The sequence below is a fragment of the Pseudomonas sp. ATCC 13867 genome, from assembly GCF_000349845.1.
Classification (GTDB): Bacteria; Pseudomonadota; Gammaproteobacteria; order Pseudomonadales; family Pseudomonadaceae; genus Pseudomonas.
The window spans coordinates 39,626-59,700 of sequence record NC_020829.1; the positions used below are offsets into that span (position 1 = coordinate 39,626).

Annotated in this window: 19 protein-coding genes; 8 read left to right on the forward strand and 11 right to left on the reverse strand. The window is 62.1% G+C overall.

The features are described from left to right. Positions 1-114 precede the first annotated feature (114 nt). Positions 115-1,104, reverse strand: coding sequence for a hypothetical protein (locus H681_RS00145; RefSeq protein ID WP_015474801.1), 990 nt, complete (start codon positions 1,102-1,104; stop codon positions 115-117). Positions 1,105-1,247: 143 nt separating this feature from the next. On the opposite strand from H681_RS00145, the gene H681_RS00150 reads away from it, so the two are divergent. After that, positions 1,248-2,174 carry a competence protein CoiA family protein gene (locus H681_RS00150; RefSeq protein WP_015474802.1) on the forward strand — a complete coding sequence of 309 codons (927 nt, stop codon included), beginning with the start codon at positions 1,248-1,250 and terminating at the stop codon, positions 2,172-2,174. A gap of 78 nt (positions 2,175-2,252) precedes the next feature. On the opposite strand, the gene H681_RS25465 is transcribed toward H681_RS00150, so the two are convergent. Continuing rightward, positions 2,253-2,777, reverse strand: a complete 525-nt coding sequence (locus H681_RS25465; RefSeq protein ID WP_015474803.1) for a hypothetical protein — start codon at positions 2,775-2,777, stop codon at positions 2,253-2,255. After that, on the reverse strand, positions 2,765-3,745 hold the full coding sequence (locus tag H681_RS00160; protein ID WP_015474804.1) for a hypothetical protein: 981 nt from the start codon (positions 3,743-3,745) through the stop codon (positions 2,765-2,767). The genes H681_RS25465 and H681_RS00160 overlap by 13 nt, the downstream gene beginning before the upstream one ends. A gap of 121 nt (positions 3,746-3,866) precedes the next feature. On the opposite strand from H681_RS00160, the gene H681_RS26290 reads away from it, so the two are divergent. Both H681_RS26290 and H681_RS00165 read left to right on the forward strand, forming a co-directional pair. Next, positions 3,867-5,036 carry a hypothetical protein gene (locus H681_RS26290; RefSeq protein ID WP_157883288.1) on the forward strand — a complete coding sequence of 390 codons (1,170 nt, stop codon included), beginning with the start codon at positions 3,867-3,869 and terminating at the stop codon, positions 5,034-5,036. A gap of 237 nt (positions 5,037-5,273) precedes the next feature. Then, positions 5,274-6,374 carry a hypothetical protein gene (locus H681_RS00165; RefSeq protein ID WP_015474805.1) on the forward strand — a complete coding sequence of 367 codons (1,101 nt, stop codon included), beginning with the start codon at positions 5,274-5,276 and terminating at the stop codon, positions 6,372-6,374. A gap of 308 nt (positions 6,375-6,682) precedes the next feature. Here H681_RS00165 and H681_RS00170 read toward each other — a convergent pair whose 3' ends face one another. From H681_RS00170 to glyQ, 4 genes are all read right to left on the reverse strand, one after another. Further along, positions 6,683-7,453 carry a lysophospholipid acyltransferase family protein gene (locus H681_RS00170; RefSeq protein ID WP_041711631.1) on the reverse strand — a complete coding sequence of 257 codons (771 nt, stop codon included), beginning with the start codon at positions 7,451-7,453 and terminating at the stop codon, positions 6,683-6,685. A gap of 6 nt (positions 7,454-7,459) precedes the next feature. Next, positions 7,460-7,990 carry a D-glycero-beta-D-manno-heptose 1,7-bisphosphate 7-phosphatase gene (gene gmhB, locus H681_RS00175; RefSeq protein WP_015474807.1) on the reverse strand — a complete coding sequence of 177 codons (531 nt, stop codon included), beginning with the start codon at positions 7,988-7,990 and terminating at the stop codon, positions 7,460-7,462. Between the two features lie 95 nt (positions 7,991-8,085). After that, positions 8,086-10,140, reverse strand: a complete 2,055-nt coding sequence (glyS, locus tag H681_RS00180) for a glycine--tRNA ligase subunit beta (RefSeq protein WP_015474808.1) — start codon at positions 10,138-10,140, stop codon at positions 8,086-8,088. Continuing rightward, positions 10,140-11,087 (reverse strand): glycine--tRNA ligase subunit alpha, encoded by a 948-nt coding sequence (gene glyQ / locus H681_RS00185; protein ID WP_015474809.1) that lies wholly within the window; start codon positions 11,085-11,087, stop codon positions 10,140-10,142. The genes glyS and glyQ overlap by 1 nt, the downstream gene beginning before the upstream one ends. A 193-nt stretch (positions 11,088-11,280) precedes the next feature. Between glyQ and H681_RS00190 the strand changes: the two genes are divergently transcribed. The 4 genes from H681_RS00190 (at position 11,281) to H681_RS00205 (ending at position 14,763) form a co-directional block, all read left to right on the forward strand. Continuing rightward, a complete protein-coding gene (locus H681_RS00190; protein ID WP_015474810.1) occupies positions 11,281-11,829 on the forward strand; it encodes a DNA-3-methyladenine glycosylase I in 549 nt (182 codons plus the stop codon). A 214-nt stretch (positions 11,830-12,043) separates the two neighbouring features. Further along, positions 12,044-12,931: a lysophospholipid acyltransferase gene (locus tag H681_RS00195; RefSeq protein ID WP_015474811.1), complete on the forward strand. Its 888-nt coding sequence runs from the start codon at positions 12,044-12,046 to the stop codon at positions 12,929-12,931. A 193-nt stretch (positions 12,932-13,124) separates the two neighbouring features. Then, entirely contained in the window at positions 13,125-14,438 is a 1,314-nt protein-coding gene (locus tag H681_RS00200) for an Nramp family divalent metal transporter (RefSeq protein WP_015474812.1), read from the forward strand. A 58-nt stretch (positions 14,439-14,496) separates the two neighbouring features. Beyond that, positions 14,497-14,763 carry a PilZ domain-containing protein gene (locus H681_RS00205; RefSeq protein WP_015474813.1) on the forward strand — a complete coding sequence of 89 codons (267 nt, stop codon included), beginning with the start codon at positions 14,497-14,499 and terminating at the stop codon, positions 14,761-14,763. A gap of 117 nt (positions 14,764-14,880) precedes the next feature. Here H681_RS00205 and ehuA read toward each other — a convergent pair whose 3' ends face one another. The 4 genes from ehuA to ehuB all read right to left on the reverse strand — a co-directional run bounded on the left by ehuA (position 14,881) and on the right by ehuB (position 17,994). Next, entirely contained in the window at positions 14,881-15,726 is an 846-nt protein-coding gene (ehuA, locus tag H681_RS00210; protein WP_015474814.1) for an ectoine/hydroxyectoine ABC transporter ATP-binding protein EhuA, read from the reverse strand. Between the two features lie 23 nt (positions 15,727-15,749). Beyond that, on the reverse strand, positions 15,750-16,406 hold the full coding sequence (ehuD, locus tag H681_RS00215) for an ectoine/hydroxyectoine ABC transporter permease subunit EhuD (RefSeq protein ID WP_015474815.1): 657 nt from the start codon (positions 16,404-16,406) through the stop codon (positions 15,750-15,752). Further along, positions 16,406-17,062 carry an ectoine/hydroxyectoine ABC transporter permease subunit EhuC gene (gene ehuC / locus H681_RS00220; RefSeq protein WP_015474816.1) on the reverse strand — a complete coding sequence of 219 codons (657 nt, stop codon included), beginning with the start codon at positions 17,060-17,062 and terminating at the stop codon, positions 16,406-16,408. Before ehuC ends, ehuD begins: the two co-directional genes overlap by 1 nt. Before the next feature lie 77 nt (positions 17,063-17,139). Then, the gene (gene ehuB / locus H681_RS00225) at positions 17,140-17,994 is read right to left on the reverse strand and encodes an ectoine/hydroxyectoine ABC transporter substrate-binding protein EhuB (RefSeq protein WP_015474817.1); all 855 of its coding nucleotides are present in this window, start codon (positions 17,992-17,994) and stop codon (positions 17,140-17,142) included. A gap of 388 nt (positions 17,995-18,382) precedes the next feature. Here ehuB and ehuR point away from each other — a divergent pair, with 388 nt between their 5' ends. Then, on the forward strand, positions 18,383-19,777 hold the full coding sequence (ehuR, locus tag H681_RS00230; protein ID WP_015474818.1) for a MocR-like ectoine utilization transcription factor EhuR: 1,395 nt from the start codon (positions 18,383-18,385) through the stop codon (positions 19,775-19,777). The last annotated feature ends 298 nt before the right edge of the window (positions 19,778-20,075 follow it).

Here is a 20,075-nt window from a genome sequence, read left to right on the forward strand (position 1 = left end):
TTCGTCGGCAGTCAACCTTCCAAGGCGGGCTTGATGCGGTGCTGGCCAACTGGGCATAGGGTCGCTGGATGATGCGCGTTGTCCAATCGATTGAGTCGCCACCCTAGCAGCGAGTTAGTCGGGGGACTCCTCATCCAGTGTGCTGGCGAGCTTCGGCGCAGGAAGGGCTGGGCCTAAATAGGTGCCCTGTAGCGATGTGCGATCGAACGTAAAGACATGGATATGGGGGCTTTCGAGGCAGCGGCCAACGAGAGGCAAGCACTGATCCGGCTTCCCTGGCATCAGTTCGACGGTACCGCCACATAAGGGGCAGTCTGCGACATAGCGCACCAGGCGGATCCAGCGTTCTTTGTCGTGACGAAAAATCTCCAGCTCGCAGGGGTCTTCAAGAATGGCTGGCACCCAGTAGGGCGCTTTGACGACTCGCTCATCCAGTAGGCGGAACCAAGGTTCATAGAGCTGCTTCCAGCCTACCCATGAGCCTGCCAAGGATACGAGCAAGATCACCAGGCTGCTCGAGGTCAGCGGCTGGTGAGTGAGTCCTAGCGCCAGCAAAACTGCTGCCAGGCTCAAACCCCACATCAGCGTTCCGATGAGCACGCCGATCAGTAGGGTAAGTCCACGAGGGCTGCGATTGCGGATCTGTCCGTCGCGCATCAACCAGCGAATCAGTAAGGAGGGTTTAACCGTTCCCTGTGCAGATCGTCGGTACTCGACGGAGGGGGCCGACTCAGATGTTGTGCCTGGTGCAAAGCTAGCAGGCGCTGCGGCCAGCTCAAGCCAATAGAGGCTGGGGTTGCCGCGCCCTCCGCCTTTGGCATAGCCAAACTGCAGGTGCGGTAACGGTAGCGCATGCTGAACTCGCGTCAGTGTCGCCTCCAGCACCGGCCTTTTCGGCATCCAATCCTTAGGCAACATCTCCCGCTCTGTTGAGCTGGCGCAGGCGCTTTGCAGGGCCACTGCCTCAAAGGTCAACGGCTGTGTGTTTGTATCGTCGAGTCGCGCCAGGCTCTGATTAACCATGAACTGCAACAGTTCATAGGTGCGACCGGTGAAGGGACGATCAGTAAGTTCCTGTTTGAGGCGACTGAGCGCGCTTTGCATGCCTGCCATCCCTGGTTGTCAGCGAAGTGCTGGTTGTAGCACCTCGCTGTAAGGTGGGAAAAGCGGAATCCTCCTGAATACGGCGGATTAGCCGGGATGGCTCAGCGATGTTGACGGCGGACTCGTGAAGGAAGGAGGTCGCCATGTCCATGTCTATTGCCGTGAACTCGCTGAAGCAGATTGTCCATATCGATGAGGTTGAGCGTGGGCTTGCTTGTGCTTGCCACTGCCTGTCTTGCGGTGAAGCGGTAGTTGCCCGTAAAGGCGTACTACGGGAGCACCACTTTTCCCATCAGTCGCGCACCGCCAGCTGTTTCATTACCCCAGAGAGCGTGTTGCATCGATATGCCAAGCAGGTTATTTGCGAAGCGATGGGGCTCCAACTGCCACCAATGCCAGGGCAAGCACCAGCTTCCGAAGACACCAGTAGCTGGTGGGACTTCGAGGCTATTGAGGAAGAGGTGTGGCTTGATGGAGTACGGCCGGATCTGGTGGCACAGCTCTCGGATGGGGATCTATTTATCGAGATCGCCGTGACCTCTTTCGTGAATGAGGAAAAGCTGGCGCGTCTGCGTGAAAAGACTGCGCGCGTGGTGGAAATTGACCTGCGAGAGTGTGCTCATCAGGCGATACGCGTTCCCTCGGAGAGCTTGCGCGCGTTTATCCTGCACGCAGTCCAGAGCAAACATTGGCTGGTTCCGCTCGCAGGTGAGGGTGCAGAGATACTGGTGGAGGCTGCCGGCGGTGATACCGAGGCCCTCGACTCCTTTGCAGGGCGAGGGTTGCCGCGACGCTTCGTCGTTGAGGGCATGTGGATCGACGCCTGGTTACTGCCTTTTGGCGCCTTGGCGCTCCGCAGCGTGGCCTATAGCCCATCGGTAGTGCAGCATTTGAAGCTGCTGGCGCGGCGCTTTGGTGGGCGCTATGCCCCGAAATACCGCAATTGGGTATTTGCCCTATGGGCAAGTGAGATGGTTTTGGCAGAGCTAAGCGCGCTAGAGCTGCAAGGCATCTCCCCGCTGATCACGTTCATTCCCGATGCCGGGCAAGCAAGCTCATCGTCTCCATGATCGGGGCTAGTGCCACAAGCATGTCGGTATGGACAGAGTCGGCGCGCTTATAGCTCAGTCAGAAACGGTCGAACTGCACTAACGATCGGAAGGGGGGCGTTGTTTTAGCTCCTCGTCCTGGCGTGCCTTGATGATGGCCTCCAAGTCGGTGATGTGTCGACGAGTCAACTGTCCCGGCAGGGCAAACGACAAGAGCATGGCCAGGCAGGCCAGAAACAGAAGGAAGCCTTCTACTCCGATTTGCACAGGGTCAGGCCAGGCTAGATTTAACGAGGCCAGGAAAGCCAGAGCCAGAATCGCAAGGTACAGATAGAACAGCGCTGCATGCCGCTTCAAGTCCCGTCTGATCTGTATGAGGTAGAAGGTATCTTGCCGCCAGTTCCTGCCCCGAAGAGCGCGCTCATTACCTACGATAGCCATGACGGCAATCAGAAAACCCGCAAGGATCGAGAAGACCGTGACGAGCACGGTCAGCGCGTTACTGTTGTTGTGATACTTGGCCTGGAATTGCCAGGCAAAAAAGGTTGCGATCAGGATGTGGAGCCCGAAGAGGAGGACTTTTCGCCAGCTAACCTTGGACTCGAGTGCGGTTACTTCTGCCATAGCTTTTGCAAGACGAGCTCGTCCCTGTAGTCGTTTAGCTCCTTGTAGACTTCAGTATTGATCAGATCGTTGGCTCCGTCGCGTCGCAAGAGGCGAACCTTCTTGGTTGGGTTGACCTCACCCAACCGAATGGATGTGCCTTTCTTAGTGATAACTGTGACATCGATGCTGTCGTCTTCTTCGTCCAAAACGTCCTCGCCAACAGAGCGCATAGCGTCGAGCACGATCGCTTCCGCTCGCGAACCGCCATCCGCTTTGATCACGGTGCTCACCTGAACCTCTCCCCAGTGCTGGGCTAGCAGGGCTCTCTGCGCGTCGCTGACGTCTTCTGCGAATAGATCCTTAAGCGTGCCGACGAAGGATTTCAGGCGAGATGAAACGGTGGCAGTACCGCTGGTTTGGCCATCCAACTCCTGTGTGGCGCGATACATGGTGGTATTCAGGCGCAGCTCTTTGATGCCCTCGTCTTCCAGCACCTTTTTCTTGTTCTGATTGGTCACCTTGCGCAGTTCAAATGTCACAGAGCCTGACCGTAACGATGCTTTACTGATTAGCTCGCGTAGGTAGCTCGCAATCGTAGGTACTCGGAAGCTGCCTTCGGTAACGAGGAGCAAGTCGTTCTGATCAATGAGCACGAAGGCTTCGGACAACTTGAAAGCTCGATTGGCTGGTGCTTGCGTAGCATGATCAAGATCAGCAGCGGTAGCGACCTTCAGCCCCATGGTGGTCATCTTTTCGCCAGGTACGCCGGCGCCTATTGCGAGGCATAAAGGGGCGTTCGGCGCCGTTTCTCGGTGGCGAATGCCAACGATTCCGAGCGTCCCCATGGCGATTTCTGTTTGCGCCATGTTGCCCAGCTTGGTCATGGCTGTACGAATCAGCTGTTCAAGCGGCTTTGTGGGGGCGGTGTTCTGGTTATAGATCGCTCGAACGTAGTGAATGGGTTTCTGAACCGGGCGACGAGACACTGCGAGCACTCCATTGCAAGATTAGTGTGTATATCCTCAGCGCTAGACCGGCGTTTTGCCAAGTGGGATGGCGGCCATTTGCTATTTCTGATGCGATTTTGTGTATTCGTAGGAGATACGTATGCGGGACGAATACGACCGTGCTCTGTTGCTCAAAGAGGTATGGACTGAGCCTATGAGCACCGTGGCTCCGAGATATGGCCTATCGGATGTGGGTCTTAAAAAGCTATGCTCCAGGTTACAGATTCCAACTCCGTCTCGTGGCCATTGGGCAAAACTCAGAGCTGGAAAGCGGGTAGCCTCAACGCCGCTCCTAAGGGATTACACAGGTCTTCCCATCTATCTACTCAAGATCAATGCCCATACGAGGGCCGCGGCTCACACGCCCGTCCAAGGAGAAGGTGAGAAGTCCGAGGATCCTCGGCTGCAGCCAATCCTAGAATATGAAAGTATTCCTGAGCATAAGATTGCTGTATCCAAAGCCTTGAGAGCGCCCCACCTTCTGGTGAAGAAAACTCAACACGCTTTCAGCGACCCATATTTAGATCAGCGCGATTTCCCTAGGCCACGTGGTGAAGCTTTGGATCTTCGAGTTTCTAAATCGATGCTTCCACGTGCCCTTCGCGTTGCAGACGCCTTGATCAAAGCGATCGAACAACGGGGATACTCTGTAACGTTGGAAAAGAAAGCTACCTACGTAGATATACTAGGAATACGGACTGGTATAACTTTTTTTGAGGCGGCCCGCCGCTCTAAATATCAACCAACCGACCAAGACTTGAAGAAGCTTGCACGCAATCAGTGGGTGCGGATTCCGGATTGGCAGTATCATCCGACGGGCATCCTTCAAGTTTTGGTTTCTGATGGATATGGTGGAAAGTTTGTCGACTCTTCCAAGAAAGCAGTAGAAGAACAACTCAATAAAGTTGTCTGTGCTATTGCTCGCCAAGCCGTAGACCACTTGATAAGCCGCGAGCGGCAGGCTGTAGTACGAGCTGAACGTCAACACCAGTACGAAACTGCTCTAGCGCAGAAATCGATGCAAGATGCTGAGCGTAAACGGCTCCAAGGGCTGTTACGAACGGCTCGGCAATGGGAGCGCGCATGTTTGCTCCGTCGCTACATCGATGAGCTCGAGCAGACTTTACGGCAGCAGGACAAGCTAGAGCCTGATCAGTTAGCGCATTTGGCTTGGGCGCGAGCTAAGGCCGATTGGCTGGATCCTCTTACGGACTTCCCTGATGAATGGCTCGATAAGGTCATTGAGGTACCGCATCGATACTCGTGGTGAGCGAAAGCCCAAAAGATCGCCCTTATTTCCGCCGGCCGATTTCAGCAAATAGCTGCCTTGCGGTAGCTCTCGACGCGACGTAAAGGGACGAGCTAGTATCCACTGGTGGCGCCCGCCCAACTTGCACACGAGTTAAAACAGGCATTCCTCTTTAGCTTGAAACCACCTACCGCGCGGCCGTGCGGGGCTTAAACGTGTGCTGCTCGCTCCTATCGGCTGTGCACAGAGGATGGTTTCATGTCACTCAAATCGCTCGCATTCGGCGTAAAACAGCACCTTCAGTTCACAATCGGCGTGCCGATTGCGCATAGCCACGCTTATGAGCTGCTGGCCGGCGCCTTTGGCTTCCATTCAAGCGCGGCTTTGAACTCTGATCACCTGCTGGCGGTAGCTACGAACGGTTCTGGGCGGCCGATCTCACCGGCATTGCTGCAGCGCCGTTTGGCGGAATTAGGGTATGGGGAAACGGCGGCTCGAGCGGCCGAAATCCTAGCTGCCTATATAAAGGAGGGGGATTTGGCGTGCTACAGCTTGCGTAACGTCGTTTCCATCTTGCAGGAGGATCCGTTCGAGCTTCTGGATGTCGAGACAGATGCTGAGCTCCAGGTGCTAATCGATGGGTTAGGCAGGCTGGCGGGGAAAGGAAACCCAGCTGCCCATTTCGCGCTGGCCCTCCTATATGGGGGAGAGCTCACCGATGACGATCATCAGCCAGGAATGGGAGGCGAGTATTGGTTGGAGCGTATGCAGGCCGGAGAGGTATTAGATGGCGTTCCGCTCGAATGGGCGATTACGGCACAGGAGCTCCAGCAAAAAAGGTCACTGCGTCTTTCTCATCTGATGCGCGCGGCGGCGCTGGGACATGATGGTGCAGTGTTGGAGCTGGCTGAGCTGGGCGAAGATCCCCGATGGCTCGAGCAAGCCTGGAACCTCGATTCAGTTGATGACCCTCTGCGCCTGGCAGAGCTTGCCTATGGCCATGGTCGTGAAGAGGATGCGCGGCGTTGGTACTACGTGGCTGCAGTGCAAGGAGATACAGAAGCGATGAGGACGCTCGTTGAGGAGCTCGAGCCGAACAACCACTTTCAGGGATGGGTCTGGATCTATTTATCTGCGGAGCTGGACGGCGACATTCGCCGGAGCACCATGCGTGCTTACCACGATGGGGGGGCCTATGACGGAGAGCTGTACGACGACGATATTGGTGGGCCGCTATACGTCGATGGTGATGAGGGCGTGCATATCCCAGCATTGGACGCTGCGTCTGATATTCGAGCAAAGCTTTTGGCGAAAGAGCTCTATGCCAAGCTGAATGACTCGCTCCCAGAGATTAAGTAATGAGGTAAGGAGTTGGTGCTCTCTGAAAAGAACTCTGAGTTAAAACTTGATTATTTTGCCGGTCGGAGTAGGATATTTACAGTTCTTGACAGCTTGTCAATTTATTGGGTGGAAAGTAACTTTTGGCGAAAGTAGATTTTAATTAAGTAACTATAGCCGAAGCTGAAATTAACTTTGGCCAAACTGTTGTCTAACGCTGATTTTCAGAAGCGTCAAAGTTGATTATCTTTTCCCACCTACAGCCAGCAAAGCAGCAGGCAAAAAGAAAGGGCCCTTCGGGGCCCTTTTTCTTTTCGTCGGTGCAAGCCTCAGGAGGCTTCGGCGACGGCCTGGGGCGTGGCCTCGGGTGGCAGTTCGCCCATGTCGCGCAGGGTCTGCATGACCCAGCTTTCGGCGCGCTGGTTGAGCTCGGTGATAGCCCGTGCACCCTCCCCTTCGGCATACATCGCCGGGCCGATCACCACCTGGATGGTACCGGGGTACTTCGCCCAGCCGTTCTTCGGCCAGCAGTGCCCGGCGTTGTGCGCAATCGGCAGCACCGGCAGGTTGGCGTTCACGGCGAGGGCGGCGCCGCCACGGGAGAACTTGCCGATCTGGCCGGTGGGAACGCGGGTGCCTTCCGGGAAGATCAGTACCCAGGCACCCTGCTTCAGGCGCTCGTCGCCCTGCTTGGCCATCTGCTTGAGGGCCAGCTTGGGTTGGTCACGGTTGATGGCGATGGGCTTGAGCAGCGCCATCGCCCAGCCGAAGAAGGGAACGAACAGCAGTTCGCGCTTGAGCACCTGGCTCAGAGGCGCGAAGTAGCCGGTGAGGAAGAAGGTTTCCCAGGTGCTCTGGTGCTTGGCCAGGATCACACAGGGCTGATCCGGGATGTTCTCCACGCCCTTGAGCTCGTAGCGCACACCCACCATCCAGGTGGCCAGCCAGACGGCGAACTTGCACCAGGCCTGGGCGATGAAGAGGTAGCGTGCGCGGAACGGCAGGAAGGGTGCGATGAGCAGGCTGAGGGTGCCCCAGACGAAGGCGCTGAACGACAGCAGCAGGTAGAAGAGAACGGTTCTGATGGCCTGCACTGTGATGAATCCTCAGGAAAGTAGATGGGCAGCGACCGCCGCCAGATCGTCGAATACCAGGGTGCCCTCGGGCAGGGCCTTGCCCAGGGTGCGCTCGCCTTTGCCGGTCTTCACCAACACGGGCTGACAATCGACGGCCAACGCGGCGTCCAGGTCACCCCGGCTGTCGCCCACGAACCAGATGCCGTGAAGGTCCACACCGTAGTGCCGGGCGATCTGCAGCAGCATACCGGGTTTCGGCTTGCGGCAGTCGCAACCCTCGTCGGGACCGTGGGGGCAGTAGACGACCACGCCGAGTTCACCGCCCTGCTCCGCTACCAGTTCGCGCAGGCGCTGGTGCATGCTTTCCAGCGTCGCCAGGTCGTAGTAGCCGCGAGCGATGCCCGACTGGTTGGTGGCCACCGCCACGGTCCAGCCGGCCTTGCTCAGTTGGGCGATGGCGCTGATGGCGCTGGGGATCGGAATCCACTCGTCGAGGGATTTGATATAGGCGTCGGAGTCCTGGTTGATGACACCGTCGCGGTCGAGGATCAGTAGCTTCATGCTTCGATAAGTCACGCACTTCGATCAGTCGGAAATGAAAAAGCCGGGAGTCCGTTACGGCAAACCGTTGCGAACTCCCGGCTTTCAGGCGGGCATCAACCCAGCAGCGAGATGTCGGCGACGCCGAGGAACAATCCGCGCAGCTTGGCCAGCAGTGCGTAGCGGTTGGCCTTCACGGCGTTGTCGTCCGCGTTGACCAGTACTTCCTCGAAGAAGGCATCCACCGGCGCGCGCAAGGCCGCCAGGCGGGCCAGGGCGGCGCGATAGTCGCGAGCCGCGGCCAGCGGAGCCACTTCACTCTCGGCGGTCGCCACGGCGCTGCCAAGGGCCTTCTCGGCGGTCTCGGTGAACAGACTGGCATTGACGGCGGCAGGCACCTCGCCTTCGGTCTTGGCCAGGATGTTCGACACGCGCTTGTTGGCGGCGGCCAGTGCTTCGGCTTCGGGCAACTGACGGAAGGCCTGCACGGCCTGCACGCGCTGGTCGAAGTCCAGCGGAGCGGTCGGCTTGAGGGCACGCACGGCCTGGTACACGGCGACGTCCACGCCTTCGTCTTCGTAACGGGCACGCAGACGGTCGAAGACGAACTCCTGCACCTGCTCGGACAGACCGTCGGCCTTCACCTTGTCGCCGTACTGGGCCACGGCGACGCCGATGGCATTGGCCAGGTCCAGGTCCAGTTGCTTCTCGATGAGGATGCGCAGCACGCCCAGGGCGGCACGGCGCAGGGCGTACGGGTCCTTGCTACCGGTGGGCAGCATGCCGATGCCGAAGATGCCGACCAGGGTGTCGAGCTTGTCGGCCACGGCCACCGCGGCACCGGTCAGGGTGTCCGGTAGTTCGGCGCCAGCGCCGCGCGGCATGTACTGCTCGTTAAGCGCCAGGGCGACGTCCTTGGCCTCGCCACCGGCGGTGGCGTAGTAGTAACCGGCGATGCCCTGCATCTCCGGGAACTCGCCGACCATCTCGGTGGCCAGGTCGCACTTGGAGAGGATGCCGGCACGGGCAGCGTTGGTCGAGTCACCGCCGATGCGGGCAGCGATGTAGGCGGCCAGCTTGGAAACCCGCTCGGCTTTCTCGTAGACAGTGCCCAGCTGGGCCTGGAACACCACGTTCTTCAGGCGGGCGTTGAAGGCTTCCAGCGGCTGCTTCTGGTCCTGCTTGAAGAAGAACTCGGCGTCGGTCAGGCGCGGGCGCACGACCTTCTCGTTGCCGGAGACGATGTGCTCCGGCGCCTTGCTCTCGACGTTGGCCACGGTGATGAAGCGCGGCAGCAGCTTGCCGTTGGCGTCCAGCAGGCAGAAGTACTTCTGGTTGTCCTGCATGGTGGTGATCAGGGCTTCCTGCGGCACGGCGAGGAAGCGCTCCTCGAAGGAGCACACTAGCGGCACCGGCCACTCGACCAGCGCGGTCACTTCGTCGAGCAGGTCGGCCGGGACGATGGCGCTGCCCTTCTGCTCGGCGGCCAGCTCGGCGACGCGCCTGGAGATGATCTCGCGGCGCTCGGCGAAGTCGGCCAGCACGTGGGCGCTGCGCAGGTCTTCCAGGTAGTTGGCCGGTGCCGAGATGCGCACGTTGGCCGGGTTGTGGAAACGGTGGCCACGGGATTCGCGACCGGCCTTCTTGGTCAGGATCTCGCAGTCGACGACGTCGTCGCCGAACAGCATCACCAGCCACTGGGTCGGACGCACGAACTCTTCACGACGGGCTGCCCAGCGCATGCGCTTGGGAATCGGCAGCTCGTTCAGCGAGGCTTCGACGATGCCCGGCAGCAGGCCCACGGCCGGCTGGCCGGCGATGCTCTGGCTGAACTTGAGTTTCGGGCCGCTCTTGTCGATCTGCTCCAGGTCCACGCCGCATTTCTTGGCGAAACCGAGGGCGGCCTGGGTCGGGTTGCCGCTGGCGTCGAAGGCAGCCTGCAGCGGCGGGCCGTCGAGGTTCACGGTGCGGTCCGGCTGCTGCACGGCGAGTTGGTCGATCTGCACGGCCAGGCGACGCGGCGCGGCGTAGCAGCGCGCGGCGGCGTAGGTCAGGCCGGCAGCCTTGAGGCCCTTCTCGATGCCGGCCAGGAAGGCTTCACCGAGGCTTTTCAGCGCCTTGGGTGGCAGCTCTTCGGTGCCCAGTTCGACGAGGAAATCCTTCGCGCTCATTATTCGGCCTCCTTCAGCTTGGCCAGTACTTCGTCACGCAATTCGGGTGTGGCCATCGGGAAGCCGAGGCGGGCGCGGGCCTGCAGGTAGCTCTGCGCCACGGCGCGGGCCAGGGTGCGCACGCGCAGGATGTAGCGCTGGCGCTCGGTCACCGAGATGGCGCGGCGGGCGTCCAGCAGGTTGAAGGTGTGCGAGGCCTTGAGGACCATTTCGTAGGTCGGCAGCGGCAGCTGCAGCTCGATCAGGCGGTTGGCTTCGCTTTCGTAGAAGTCGAACAGCTCGAACAGCTTCTCGACGTTGGCGTGTTCGAAGTTGTAGGTCGACTGCTCCACCTCGTTCTGGTGGAACACGTCGCCGTAGGTGACCTTGCCGAACGGACCGTCGGCCCAGACCAGGTCGTACACCGAGTCGACGCCCTGGATGTACATGGCCAGGCGTTCCAGGCCGTAGGTGATCTCGCCGGTGACCGGGTAGCACTCGATGCCGCCGACCTGCTGGAAGTAGGTGAACTGGGTGACTTCCATGCCGTTCAGCCAGATTTCCCAGCCCAGGCCCCAGGCGCCGAGGGTCGGCGATTCCCAGTTGTCCTCGACGAAACGGATGTCGTGCACCAGCGGGTCGATGCCGATGGCCTGCAGCGAACCCAGGTACAGCTCCTGGAAGTTTTCCGGATTGGGTTTCAGGACAACCTGGAACTGGTAGTAGTGCTGCAGGCGGTTGGGGTTCTCACCGTAGCGACCGTCGGTGGGACGGCGGCTGGGCTGCACATAGGCCGCGTTCCAGGTTTCCGGGCCCACGGCGCGGAGGAAGGTGGCGGTGTGGAAGGTGCCGGCGCCTACTTCCATGTCGTAGGGCTGCAGCACCACGCAGCCCTGATCGGCCCAGTATTTTTGCAGGGCGAGGATCAGGTCCTGGAAGGTGGGCACGGCGGGCGTAGTCTGGCTCACGAAAATCACCTGTGCTGGATATGCGACTAAAACCCGGCAGTATACCCCAAGACGCTTGCAGCTTGGGCTTCACAGCGTTTTTTGCGCGACCGTTCGTAGGTCCTCGAAGGGGCAAAAAAACGGATCGATAACTGTATTTTTGTACAGCCATTTGTCTATAGTCAGAACCTTCCCGTTTCCAAGGACGACCGCCATGTCCCGCTGCTTCTGGTGTAACGACGACCCGCTGTACATCGCCTACCACGATGCCGAATGGGGGGTGCCGCAGCGCGACGCCCGTGCACTGTTCGAGATGATCATCCTCGAGGGGGCCCAGGCGGGCCTGTCGTGGATCACCGTACTGAAGAAGCGCGAGCGTTACCGCGAGGTGCTGTTCGGCTTCGACCCGGAGCGCCTGGCGCGCATGACCGACGAGGAAATCGAGGAACGCATGCAGGATCCGGGCATCATCCGCAACTTCGCCAAGCTCAAGGCGGCGCGGCAGAATGCCCGGGCCTGGCTGCAGCTGGAGGACCCGGTGACCTTCCTCTGGTCCTTCGTCGGCGGCCAGCCCAAGGTCAACCACTTCAGCGGCCGCGGCGACGTGCCGGCGGTGACACCCGAGGCCGAGGCCATGAGCAAGGCCCTGCGCAAGGCCGGTTTCAACTTCGTCGGCCCGACAATCTGCTACGCCTTCATGCAGGCCACCGGCATGGTGATGGACCACACCACCGACTGTGACCGTTATACCGAGCTCTCTTGATCACGGCCGGAGAAGTCACTTGTAGGAGCGAGCTTGCTCGCGAACAGCGTTTCCCGGCGACATCGGCGTTGGGCTATTCGCGAGCAAGCTCGCTCCTACAGGGGATCAGCAGGGTGGGCTGATTCAGGATGATCATCGCACCGATTGAGATGTGCTTTCGCCTTCGCTCTTCACCGCTGGTTAGAATGTGCGCCTCTGAATGAAGGAGTTTCCCGTGGAGAAATTCAAGGGCGCACTGGTGGTGGGCTTCCTGCGTCTGTTCGCCATGCTGCCGTGGCGCGCGGTGGGGGCCTTGGGCGCGGGCATCGGCTGGCTGATGTGGAAGATTCCCAACCGCTCCCGCGAGGTGGCGCGGACCAACCTGGCGCACTGCTTCCCGGAGCTGTCGCCGACAGAGCTGGAGACGCTGCTCGGCCGGAGCCTGATGGACATCGGTCGCACGCTCACCGAGAGCGCCTGCGCCTGGATGTGGTCGCCGCAGAAGTCGCTGCAGTACATCCTCGAAGTGGAAGGCATGGACGTGCTGGAGGAAGCGCTGGCCTCCGGCGACGGCCTGGTGGGCATCACCAGCCACCTGGGCAACTGGGAGGTGCTCAATCACTTCTACTGCTCCTACGCCAAGCCGATCATTTTCTACCGCCCGCCGAAGCTCAAGGCCGTGGATGAATTGCTGAAGAAGCAGCGCGTGCAACTGGGCAACCGCGTTGCGCCCTCCACTCCCGAGGGCATCAAGAGCGTGATCAAGGAAGTGAGGAACGGCGGCTGCGTCGGCATCCCCTGCGACCCGGAGCCGGACCTGGGCTCGGGCCTGTTCGTGCCCTACCTGGGCACCACCGCGCTGACCAGCAAGTTCGTGCCCTCGCTGCTCGCGCGCGGCAAGGCCCGTGGGGTGTTCTTCCATGCGGTGCGCCTGCCCGATGGCAGCGGCTACAAGGTGATCCTCGAAGCCGCGCCGGCGGACATGTACGACAAGGACATGGACGTGTCGGTGGCCGCGCTCAGCCGTGAACTGGCCAAGTATGTGCGCGCCTATCCGAGCCAGTACATGTGGACCATGAAGCGCTTCAAGAAGCGCCCCGAGGGCGAGGCCAGGTGGTACTGAGCCAAGCCGGGATTGCGTAGCCGGTCGCCGTACGCTTCGCGAGCAAGCTCGCTCCTACACAGAGCGCATCGGCGTCGACCGGTAGGAGCGAGCTTGCTCGCGAAGCCGCCCTCTGCAGTGAGAAAGTCAGTGAGAAAATCCCCTCCCTTCGGGGAAGGGCATGGCTCCCGCTCATAAGCCAGGAATAACCAGCATGCTTGGCCTGCCGACCACCGCCACCGTGCCGTTCTGTCCCTCGGAAGTCAAAGGCAGCATCCAGGTCGCGGCCGGCGCGCCGTTGTTCAAGCGCATCCTGCAGTTCGCCGGCCCCGGCCTGCTGGTCTCCATCGGCTACATGGACCCGGGTAACTGGGCCACCGCCATCGAGGCCGGCTCGGGCTTCGGCTACCAGCTGCTGTTCGTGGTGCTGCTCTCCAGCCTCGCGGGGATGGTCCTGCAATGCCTGGCGATGCGCCTGGGCATCGTCACCGGCCAGGACCTGGCGCAGCTCTCGCGCAGCCGCTACAGCCTGGGCACGGCGCGCCTGCAATGGCTGCTGGCGGAGCTGTCTATCGTCGCCACGGACCTCGCCGAAGTGCTCGGCTGCGCCCTGGCCTTCCACCTGCTGCTGGGCGTCGACCTGGTCACCGGGGTGATCCTCACCGCCTTCGACACGCTCATCGTGCTCGGCCTCAAGGGCCAGCGCTTCCGCCACCTGGAAGCGATCATGCTCGGCCTGATCGTCACCATCAGCGGCTGCTACCTGGTCGAGCTGATCCTGATCAAACCCTACTGGCCGGACGTCGTCGCCGGCTTCCTGCCCAGTTGGGACGCGGTGACCCAGCGCGAGCCGCTGTACCTGGCGATCGGCATCCTCGGCGCCACGGTGATGCCGCACAACCTCTACCTGCACTCCTCCATCGTGCAGACAAGGCAGGTCAGCGGCAGCAACGGCAAGGCCGCGGCGATCCGCCTGACGCGCATCGACACCGTGGTCTCGCTGAGCCTCGCGCTGCTGGTCAACGCGGCGATCCTGATCCTCGCCGCCGCGGCCTTCCACGAGACCGGCCACACCGGCGTCACCGAGATCCAGGATGCCTATCGCCTGCTCGAACCGCTGGTGGGTGCCGGCCTTGCGGCGATCCTCTTCGGCGTCGCCCTGCTCGCCTCCGGGCAGAGCTCCACCTTCACCGGCACCATCGCCGGGCAGGTGATCATGGACGGCTTCCTGCAGATGAAGATTCCCTGCTGGCAGCGCCGCCTGATCACCCGCGCGCTGGCGCTGATCCCGGCGCTGATCGGCGTGGTGATGCTGGGCGACAAGGCGGTGGGCAAGCTGCTGGTGTTCAGCCAGGTGGTGCTCAGCCTGCAACTGCCGTTCGCGCTCTGGCCGCTGATCCGCTTCACCAGCGATCGCGCGCTGATGGGCGAGTTCGTCAACGGCATCGGCACCCGTGTGCTGGCGTGGGCGTTGTTCGGCGTCATCAGCGCCGCCAACCTTTGGTTGTTATTGCAGTTGCTGGCTTGACCCGGCCCCCTGCTTTCAGGCCCATTAGTGCCCTGACATTCAGGACGGATGCCACGCCATGTCCAACCAACGACAATACCCGCGCACTCCGATGAAGTGCCGGATCAAGATCAGCCATCCCAGCTTCGGCGACGTGTTCGGGCATACCCGTGATCTGTCCGACGGCGGCGTCTACGTGCGCCATGAAACGTTGGCCGGATTGCCCTCCGGCGCGCGGGTCAGCGGCCAGGTGCAGGACCTGCCCTTCGACGCGCCGATCCTGGAGATGGAAGTGATGCGCACCGATGCCGAAGGCGCGGGCTTCCGCTTCATCGGCAACGGCTGATTGGCCATTACTGCGAACTGATCTTCGTAGGAGCGAGCTTGCTCGCGAACCCTGGCCCCGCAGCGGAGCTGTTCGCGAGCAAGCTCGCTCCTACAGTCAAGGCAAGCCCCCGTGTTATCAGTTCGCCTCGTTCACCGCACTCAGGAAGGCCCGCGTCCGTTCATGCTGCGGGTGGCCGAACAGCTGCTGCGGGCTGCCCTGTTCGAGGATGTTGCCCTGGTGGAAGAAGCACACGCGGTCGGCGAATTCGCGGGCGAAACCCATCTGGTGGGTGACCATGAGCATGGTCAGGTTGTGCTCGGCGCCCAGCCTGCGCACCACGTTGAGTACCTCGCCGCACAGCTCCGGGTCCAGCGCCGAAGTCACCTCGTCGAACAGCATCACCTTGGGCCGCATCGCCAGCGCGCGGGCAATGGCCACGCGCTGTTGCTGGCCGCCGGAAAGCTGCGAGGGGTAGTGGTCGAGCTTGTTGCCCAGGCCGACCATCTCCAGCAACTCGACGGCACGTTCGCGCGCCTCATTGCGCGGCAGGCCGAGCACCTGCACCGGCGCCTCCATCACGTTGCGCAGCGACGTCATGTGCGGGAACAGGTTGAAGCTCTGGAAGACCATGCCGATCTTGCTGCGCACCTTGCGCACGTGGCTTTCCGGCGCGCGCACCAGGGTGTCGTTGCGCTTGAGGTGCGTCAGCGGCTCGCCGTCCACCTCGATCACGCCGCTGTCGATGGTTTCCAGGGTCATCAGCGCGCGCAGCAGGGTCGACTTGCCCGAGCCGCTGGGGCCGATGATGGCGACCTTTTCGTTGGCGCCGACTTCCAGGTTGAGGTCCTTGAGCACGCTGAAGCTGCCGTAGCTCTTGCACACATTGCGAAAGCTCACCATTGGCTGGGCGGTTTCGGCGCGCGCGGCCGGGGCATCCTGGCTGGCCGCGCGGGGCGCAGCCTGTAGGGAGTGGACGGACATCGGTTTTCCTCCGGGAGAATCAGTCATGGCAGCGCCGTACGTTTTTCCACCTGGCGTACCACGCTCGCCAGGCCGATGGAAATGAGCAGGAAGAACACCCCGACCAGGGTGATCGGCTCCAGGTAGCGGAAGCTGTCGGAGCCGATGTTCTTGGCCTGCTGCATGATTTCCACCACGGTGATCGCGGAGAGCACCGGGGTGTCCTTGAACATGGCGATCAGGTAGTTGCCCAGCGCCGGCAGCACCGGGCGGATCGCCTGGGGCAGGATCACCTCGCGGTAGGCCTTGAGCGGCGAGAAGTTCAGCGCGGTGACCGCCTCCCACTGCCCGCGCGGCACCGCTTCGAGACCGGCGCGGTACACCTCGGCGGTGTAGCAGGCATAGTGCAGGGCGATGCCGAGGGTGCCGGCCACCAGGGCGGTCATGTTCAGCCCGTAGGTCGGCAGCACGTAGAACAGGAAGTACACCTGGATCAGCAGCGGCGTGCTGCGGATGAACTCGATCAGCCAGGCCGCCGGCCACGACAGCCAGAAGTGCCGGCTGCGGCGGGCGATGGCGAACAGCAGGCCGAATACCACCGCCAGGGCGAAGCCCACCAGGGTGATGGCGATGGTGCGCAGCGAGGCGTGCAGCAGTTGCGGGATGATCTGCCAGGCGAAGTCCCAGTCGAAGAATTTCATCACAGGCCTCCGCGGATTCGGCCATGCCCCAGCCAGCGTTCCACGCGCCGCATGAGGAAGACGATGATCTGGGCCATGACGAAATACAGCACCAGGGTGAGGACGAAGATCTTCAGCGTTTCGAAGGTCGCCTGGTCGAGCTGGCGGGCGCGGAAGGTCAGGTCGGAAAGGGTGATCAGCGACACCAGTGAGGTGTTCTTCAGCAGCTCGATCAGCAGGTTGGTGCCCGGCGGAATCGCACAGAGCAGCGCCTGCGGCAGGATGATCCGGCGAAAGCGCGTGAACGGCGTCATGTTCAGCGCCAGCGCCGCCTCGTACTGTCCCTTGGGTACCGAGCCGATGGCGCCGCGCATCACCTCGGCTCCATAGGCGCCGATGTGCAGGCCCAGGCCGATGATCGCCACGCTGTAGGCGCTCATCTCCAGATTGAACGGCGGCAGCGGCAGCACGAAGTACAGCCAGAACAGCTGCACCAGCAGCGAGGTACCGCGGAACAGCTCGATGTAGCTGATCGCCAGCCAGCGTACCGCAGGCCACGGCGAGAGCCGGCCGAGCGCAGCGATGATGGCGGCGATGACCGCCAGCAGGGAGCCGAAGGCGGTCACCTGGACGGTGACCCAGGCGCCCTCCAGCAGCAGAGGAAGCAATTCACCCATGATGCGCATCCCGTAACGACAGGTTCGACGGAACGGCCAGGCGGGCGCGCTCTAGGCCAGAGACGCACCCGGCCCGGTCATTGTTTGCAGAGCTCGGCGGCGGTCTTGTCGGTGACGTTGGACTTGTCGAAGCCGAACGGCTTGACCGTCGCCAGGTGCTCGGCGCTGCCCAGCCACTGCTTGAGCTGCGCATTCACCGCATCGCGCAGGTCCTTGTCGTCCGGGCGGAAGGCCAGGGCGCCGTAACCGATGTGCGAGGGGTCGTCCTTGAAGTCGGCGATGGCTTCCACCGAATCGCCACCTTTCGCCGCGAGCCCCTTCATGGTCAGCGCGGTGCCGACGCTGGCGTCGGCACGGCCGGCGCGCACGGCCTGCAGTTGGGCGGTGGTGTCGGGTACCTGGACGATCTGCTCCTCCGCCACGCCCTCGGCGCGGGCGTAGCCGAGTTCAGCGGTGCCGGACATGATCGCCAGCTTTACGTCCGGGGCGTTCTTCACGTCGGCGTAGCTGTGCAGGTTCTTCGGGTTGCCCTTCTTCACCAGCAGGGTGTCGGGAATCTGGTAGTGCGGGTCGGTGAAGATCACCTGCTGGCAGCGCGGCGGGGTGATGTACATGCCGGCGGCGATCACGTCGAAGCGCCCGGCGCGCAGGCCGGGGATCAGCGCGCCCCATTCGGTGAGCACCGGCTCGATCTTCTTCACACCCATCTTGGTGAAGATCTGCGTGGCGATTTCCGGGGACTCGCCGGTGACCTTGCCGGAGGTCTCGGTGTAGGCGAACGGCGCTTCGTTGGCGTAGCCGATGCGCACCGTGCCGGTGCTCTGGATGCGTTCGAGGGTGGTCTCGGCATAGCTGCCGGCACTGGCCAGCGCACAGGCGACGAGGGTACAGGCGAGGCTCAGGCGGTGCAGCAAAACAGGGGCGGTACTCATCTTCGGATCTCCTGATCTTCTCTTGCCGTACGCGTTCGGCGCGCGGCTCTGGATGGCAGGTAGCAATGTCGTACGACTATTGTTCTTGTTGGCAGGGCCCCTGCGGGGGCCTTCCGAAGTTCACTCGCCAGGCGAGGTGATGGTGCAACGACGCCAGACTAAGCCCGGCTGCCTTGCGGCTCTTACCGATCGACAACCCCTCGGCGGGAAAAAGCCACCGTCGCGACGAACGCATCCGGCGGTTTTTTCTGCGCGGGCCTGACAATGCGGCCCGGTGTCCTGCACCCGAGCATACAAAAGGGGTCTGCGCGCCAACATTGCACTAGGACAATTGCCGCCGGTGTGCTGGTCGGTCACTCTGGATGCCTGACCAGACGGAGCGCTGAAGATGGAAGCCTGGCGTCGCGCCCTGGCCGACCTGCGGGTCGGCGAATCCAAGTACAAGACCCTGGTGCAGGCCATTGCCGGCGACATCGAGCAGGGTCGCCTGAGCGATGGCCAGCGCCTGCCGCCGCAGCGCCACGTGGCCGATGGCCTGGGCATCAGTGTGCAGACCGTGACCAACGCCTACAAGGAACTGGAACGCCAGGGCCTGGTGCGTTGCGAGGTGGGGCGCGGCAGTTTCGTCACGCGGCGCATGACCGAGGGCATGGCCCACTACATGGTCGACCACCCCGAGCGCGCCCTGGTGGACTTCTCCATCGCCAGCATCGTCCATACCCGCGAGCACGACCGCCTGTGGCAGGACACCTGCCGCGCGCTGGCGCAGGAAAGCGACCAGCCGTGGATGCGCGCCTGCCGCCCGGTGGCCGGCTTCGACGCGCACCGCGACGCCGGCGTGCAATGGCTGGCGCAACTGGGATTGCAGCGCGAACGCGACGACGTGCTGATCACCAATGGCGCCGCCCACGGCATCTTCCTCGCCCTCGCCTCCCTCGCCGGACCGGACGACGTGGTGCTCTGCGAACAGCTCACCGACCACGGCGTGATCGGCAACTCCCAGGTGCTCGGCTTCACCTTGAAGGGCGTGGAGATCGACAAGGAAGGCATCGACCCGGAGCACTTCGAAGACCTCTGCGCCAACGAGCGCATCACCGCGCTGGTCTGCACGCCGAACCTGAACAACCCGACCTCCTGCCTGATGCCCGACTCGCGCCGCCGCGAGATCGCCGCCATCGCCCAGCGCTACGGCGTGCACGTCATCGAGGACGACGTCTACGGCCCGCTGCTCGGCGAGCGCCGCCCGCCACCGCTCAGCCACTACCTGCCGGACCTGTCGTTCTACTGCACCAGCTTCACCAAGAGCGTGCTCACCGGTCTGCGCATCGGCTACCTGGCCATGCCCCGGCGGCTGGCGCTGCGTACCGAGAGCATTCTGCGGGTGAACAGCTGGATGGCCACGCCACTGCTGGCGGAAGTTGCTTCGCGCTGGGTCCACAACGGCAATGCCCAGGCGCTGATTGGTCTGCAACGTCGCGTGCTGGAGACGCGTCAGGCGCGGGTGCGCGAGTGGCTGGGCGAGTATCTGCGCGGCTGCGATCCGCATTCGCTGAGCGCCTGGATCGGCATTCCCGAGCACTGGGAACTGGACAGCCTGGTGCGTGAATTGCGCCATCGGCATATCGCCGTCACGCCGCCCGATCCGTTCATGGTACGCGGCACCCCGCGACCGCGCGCGATACGCCTGTGCATGGGCGCCGAATGCAGCGACGAGCGTATGGCCAGCGCCCTGGAGGACATGCGCGAGCTGTTCGGGCAGTACCCGAAGATCCACGATTTCTAACACCGATTTCCCCTTGTAGGAGCGAGCTTGCTCGCGAATGGATTTCCCGGCGACCTCGGAGGTTGGGCGGGTTCGCGAGCAAGCTCGCTCCTACAGGTATGCATCCAAGTCGTAGGGTGCCGAATGCAGCGACGAGCGTATGGCCAGCGCCCTGGAGGACATGCGCGAGCTGTTCGGGCAGTACCCGAAGATCCACGATTTCTAACACCGATTTCCCCTTGTAGGAGCGAGCTTGCTCGCGAACGGATTTCCCGGCGACCTCGGGGCGGGCGGGGTCGCGAGCGAGCTTGCTCCTACG

What these genes read in the sequence shown, in the direction of transcription:
- H681_RS00145 (WP_015474801.1), bottom strand. Translation starts at nt 1,104, where the DNA reads ATGCAAAGCGCGCTCAGTCGCCTCAAACAGGAACTTACTGATCGTCCC.
- H681_RS00150 (WP_015474802.1), top strand. Translation starts at nt 1,248, where the DNA reads ATGTCCATGTCTATTGCCGTGAACTCGCTGAAGCAGATTGTCCATATC.
- H681_RS25465 (WP_015474803.1), bottom strand. Translation starts at nt 2,777, where the DNA reads ATGGCAGAAGTAACCGCACTCGAGTCCAAGGTTAGCTGGCGAAAAGTC.
- H681_RS26290 (WP_157883288.1), top strand. Translation starts at nt 3,867, where the DNA reads ATGCGGGACGAATACGACCGTGCTCTGTTGCTCAAAGAGGTATGGACT.
- H681_RS00165 (WP_015474805.1), top strand. Translation starts at nt 5,274, where the DNA reads ATGTCACTCAAATCGCTCGCATTCGGCGTAAAACAGCACCTTCAGTTC.
- gmhB (WP_015474807.1), bottom strand. Translation starts at nt 7,990, where the DNA reads ATGAAGCTACTGATCCTCGACCGCGACGGTGTCATCAACCAGGACTCC.
- glyS (WP_015474808.1), bottom strand. Translation starts at nt 10,140, where the DNA reads ATGAGCGCGAAGGATTTCCTCGTCGAACTGGGCACCGAAGAGCTGCCA.
- H681_RS00190 (WP_015474810.1), top strand. Translation starts at nt 11,281, where the DNA reads ATGTCCCGCTGCTTCTGGTGTAACGACGACCCGCTGTACATCGCCTAC.
- H681_RS00200 (WP_015474812.1), top strand. Translation starts at nt 13,125, where the DNA reads ATGCTTGGCCTGCCGACCACCGCCACCGTGCCGTTCTGTCCCTCGGAA.
- H681_RS00205 (WP_015474813.1), top strand. Translation starts at nt 14,497, where the DNA reads ATGTCCAACCAACGACAATACCCGCGCACTCCGATGAAGTGCCGGATC.
- ehuA (WP_015474814.1), bottom strand. Translation starts at nt 15,726, where the DNA reads ATGTCCGTCCACTCCCTACAGGCTGCGCCCCGCGCGGCCAGCCAGGAT.
- ehuD (WP_015474815.1), bottom strand. Translation starts at nt 16,406, where the DNA reads ATGAAATTCTTCGACTGGGACTTCGCCTGGCAGATCATCCCGCAACTG.
- ehuC (WP_015474816.1), bottom strand. Translation starts at nt 17,062, where the DNA reads ATGGGTGAATTGCTTCCTCTGCTGCTGGAGGGCGCCTGGGTCACCGTC.
- ehuB (WP_015474817.1), bottom strand. Translation starts at nt 17,994, where the DNA reads ATGAGTACCGCCCCTGTTTTGCTGCACCGCCTGAGCCTCGCCTGTACC.
- ehuR (WP_015474818.1), top strand. Translation starts at nt 18,383, where the DNA reads ATGGAAGCCTGGCGTCGCGCCCTGGCCGACCTGCGGGTCGGCGAATCC.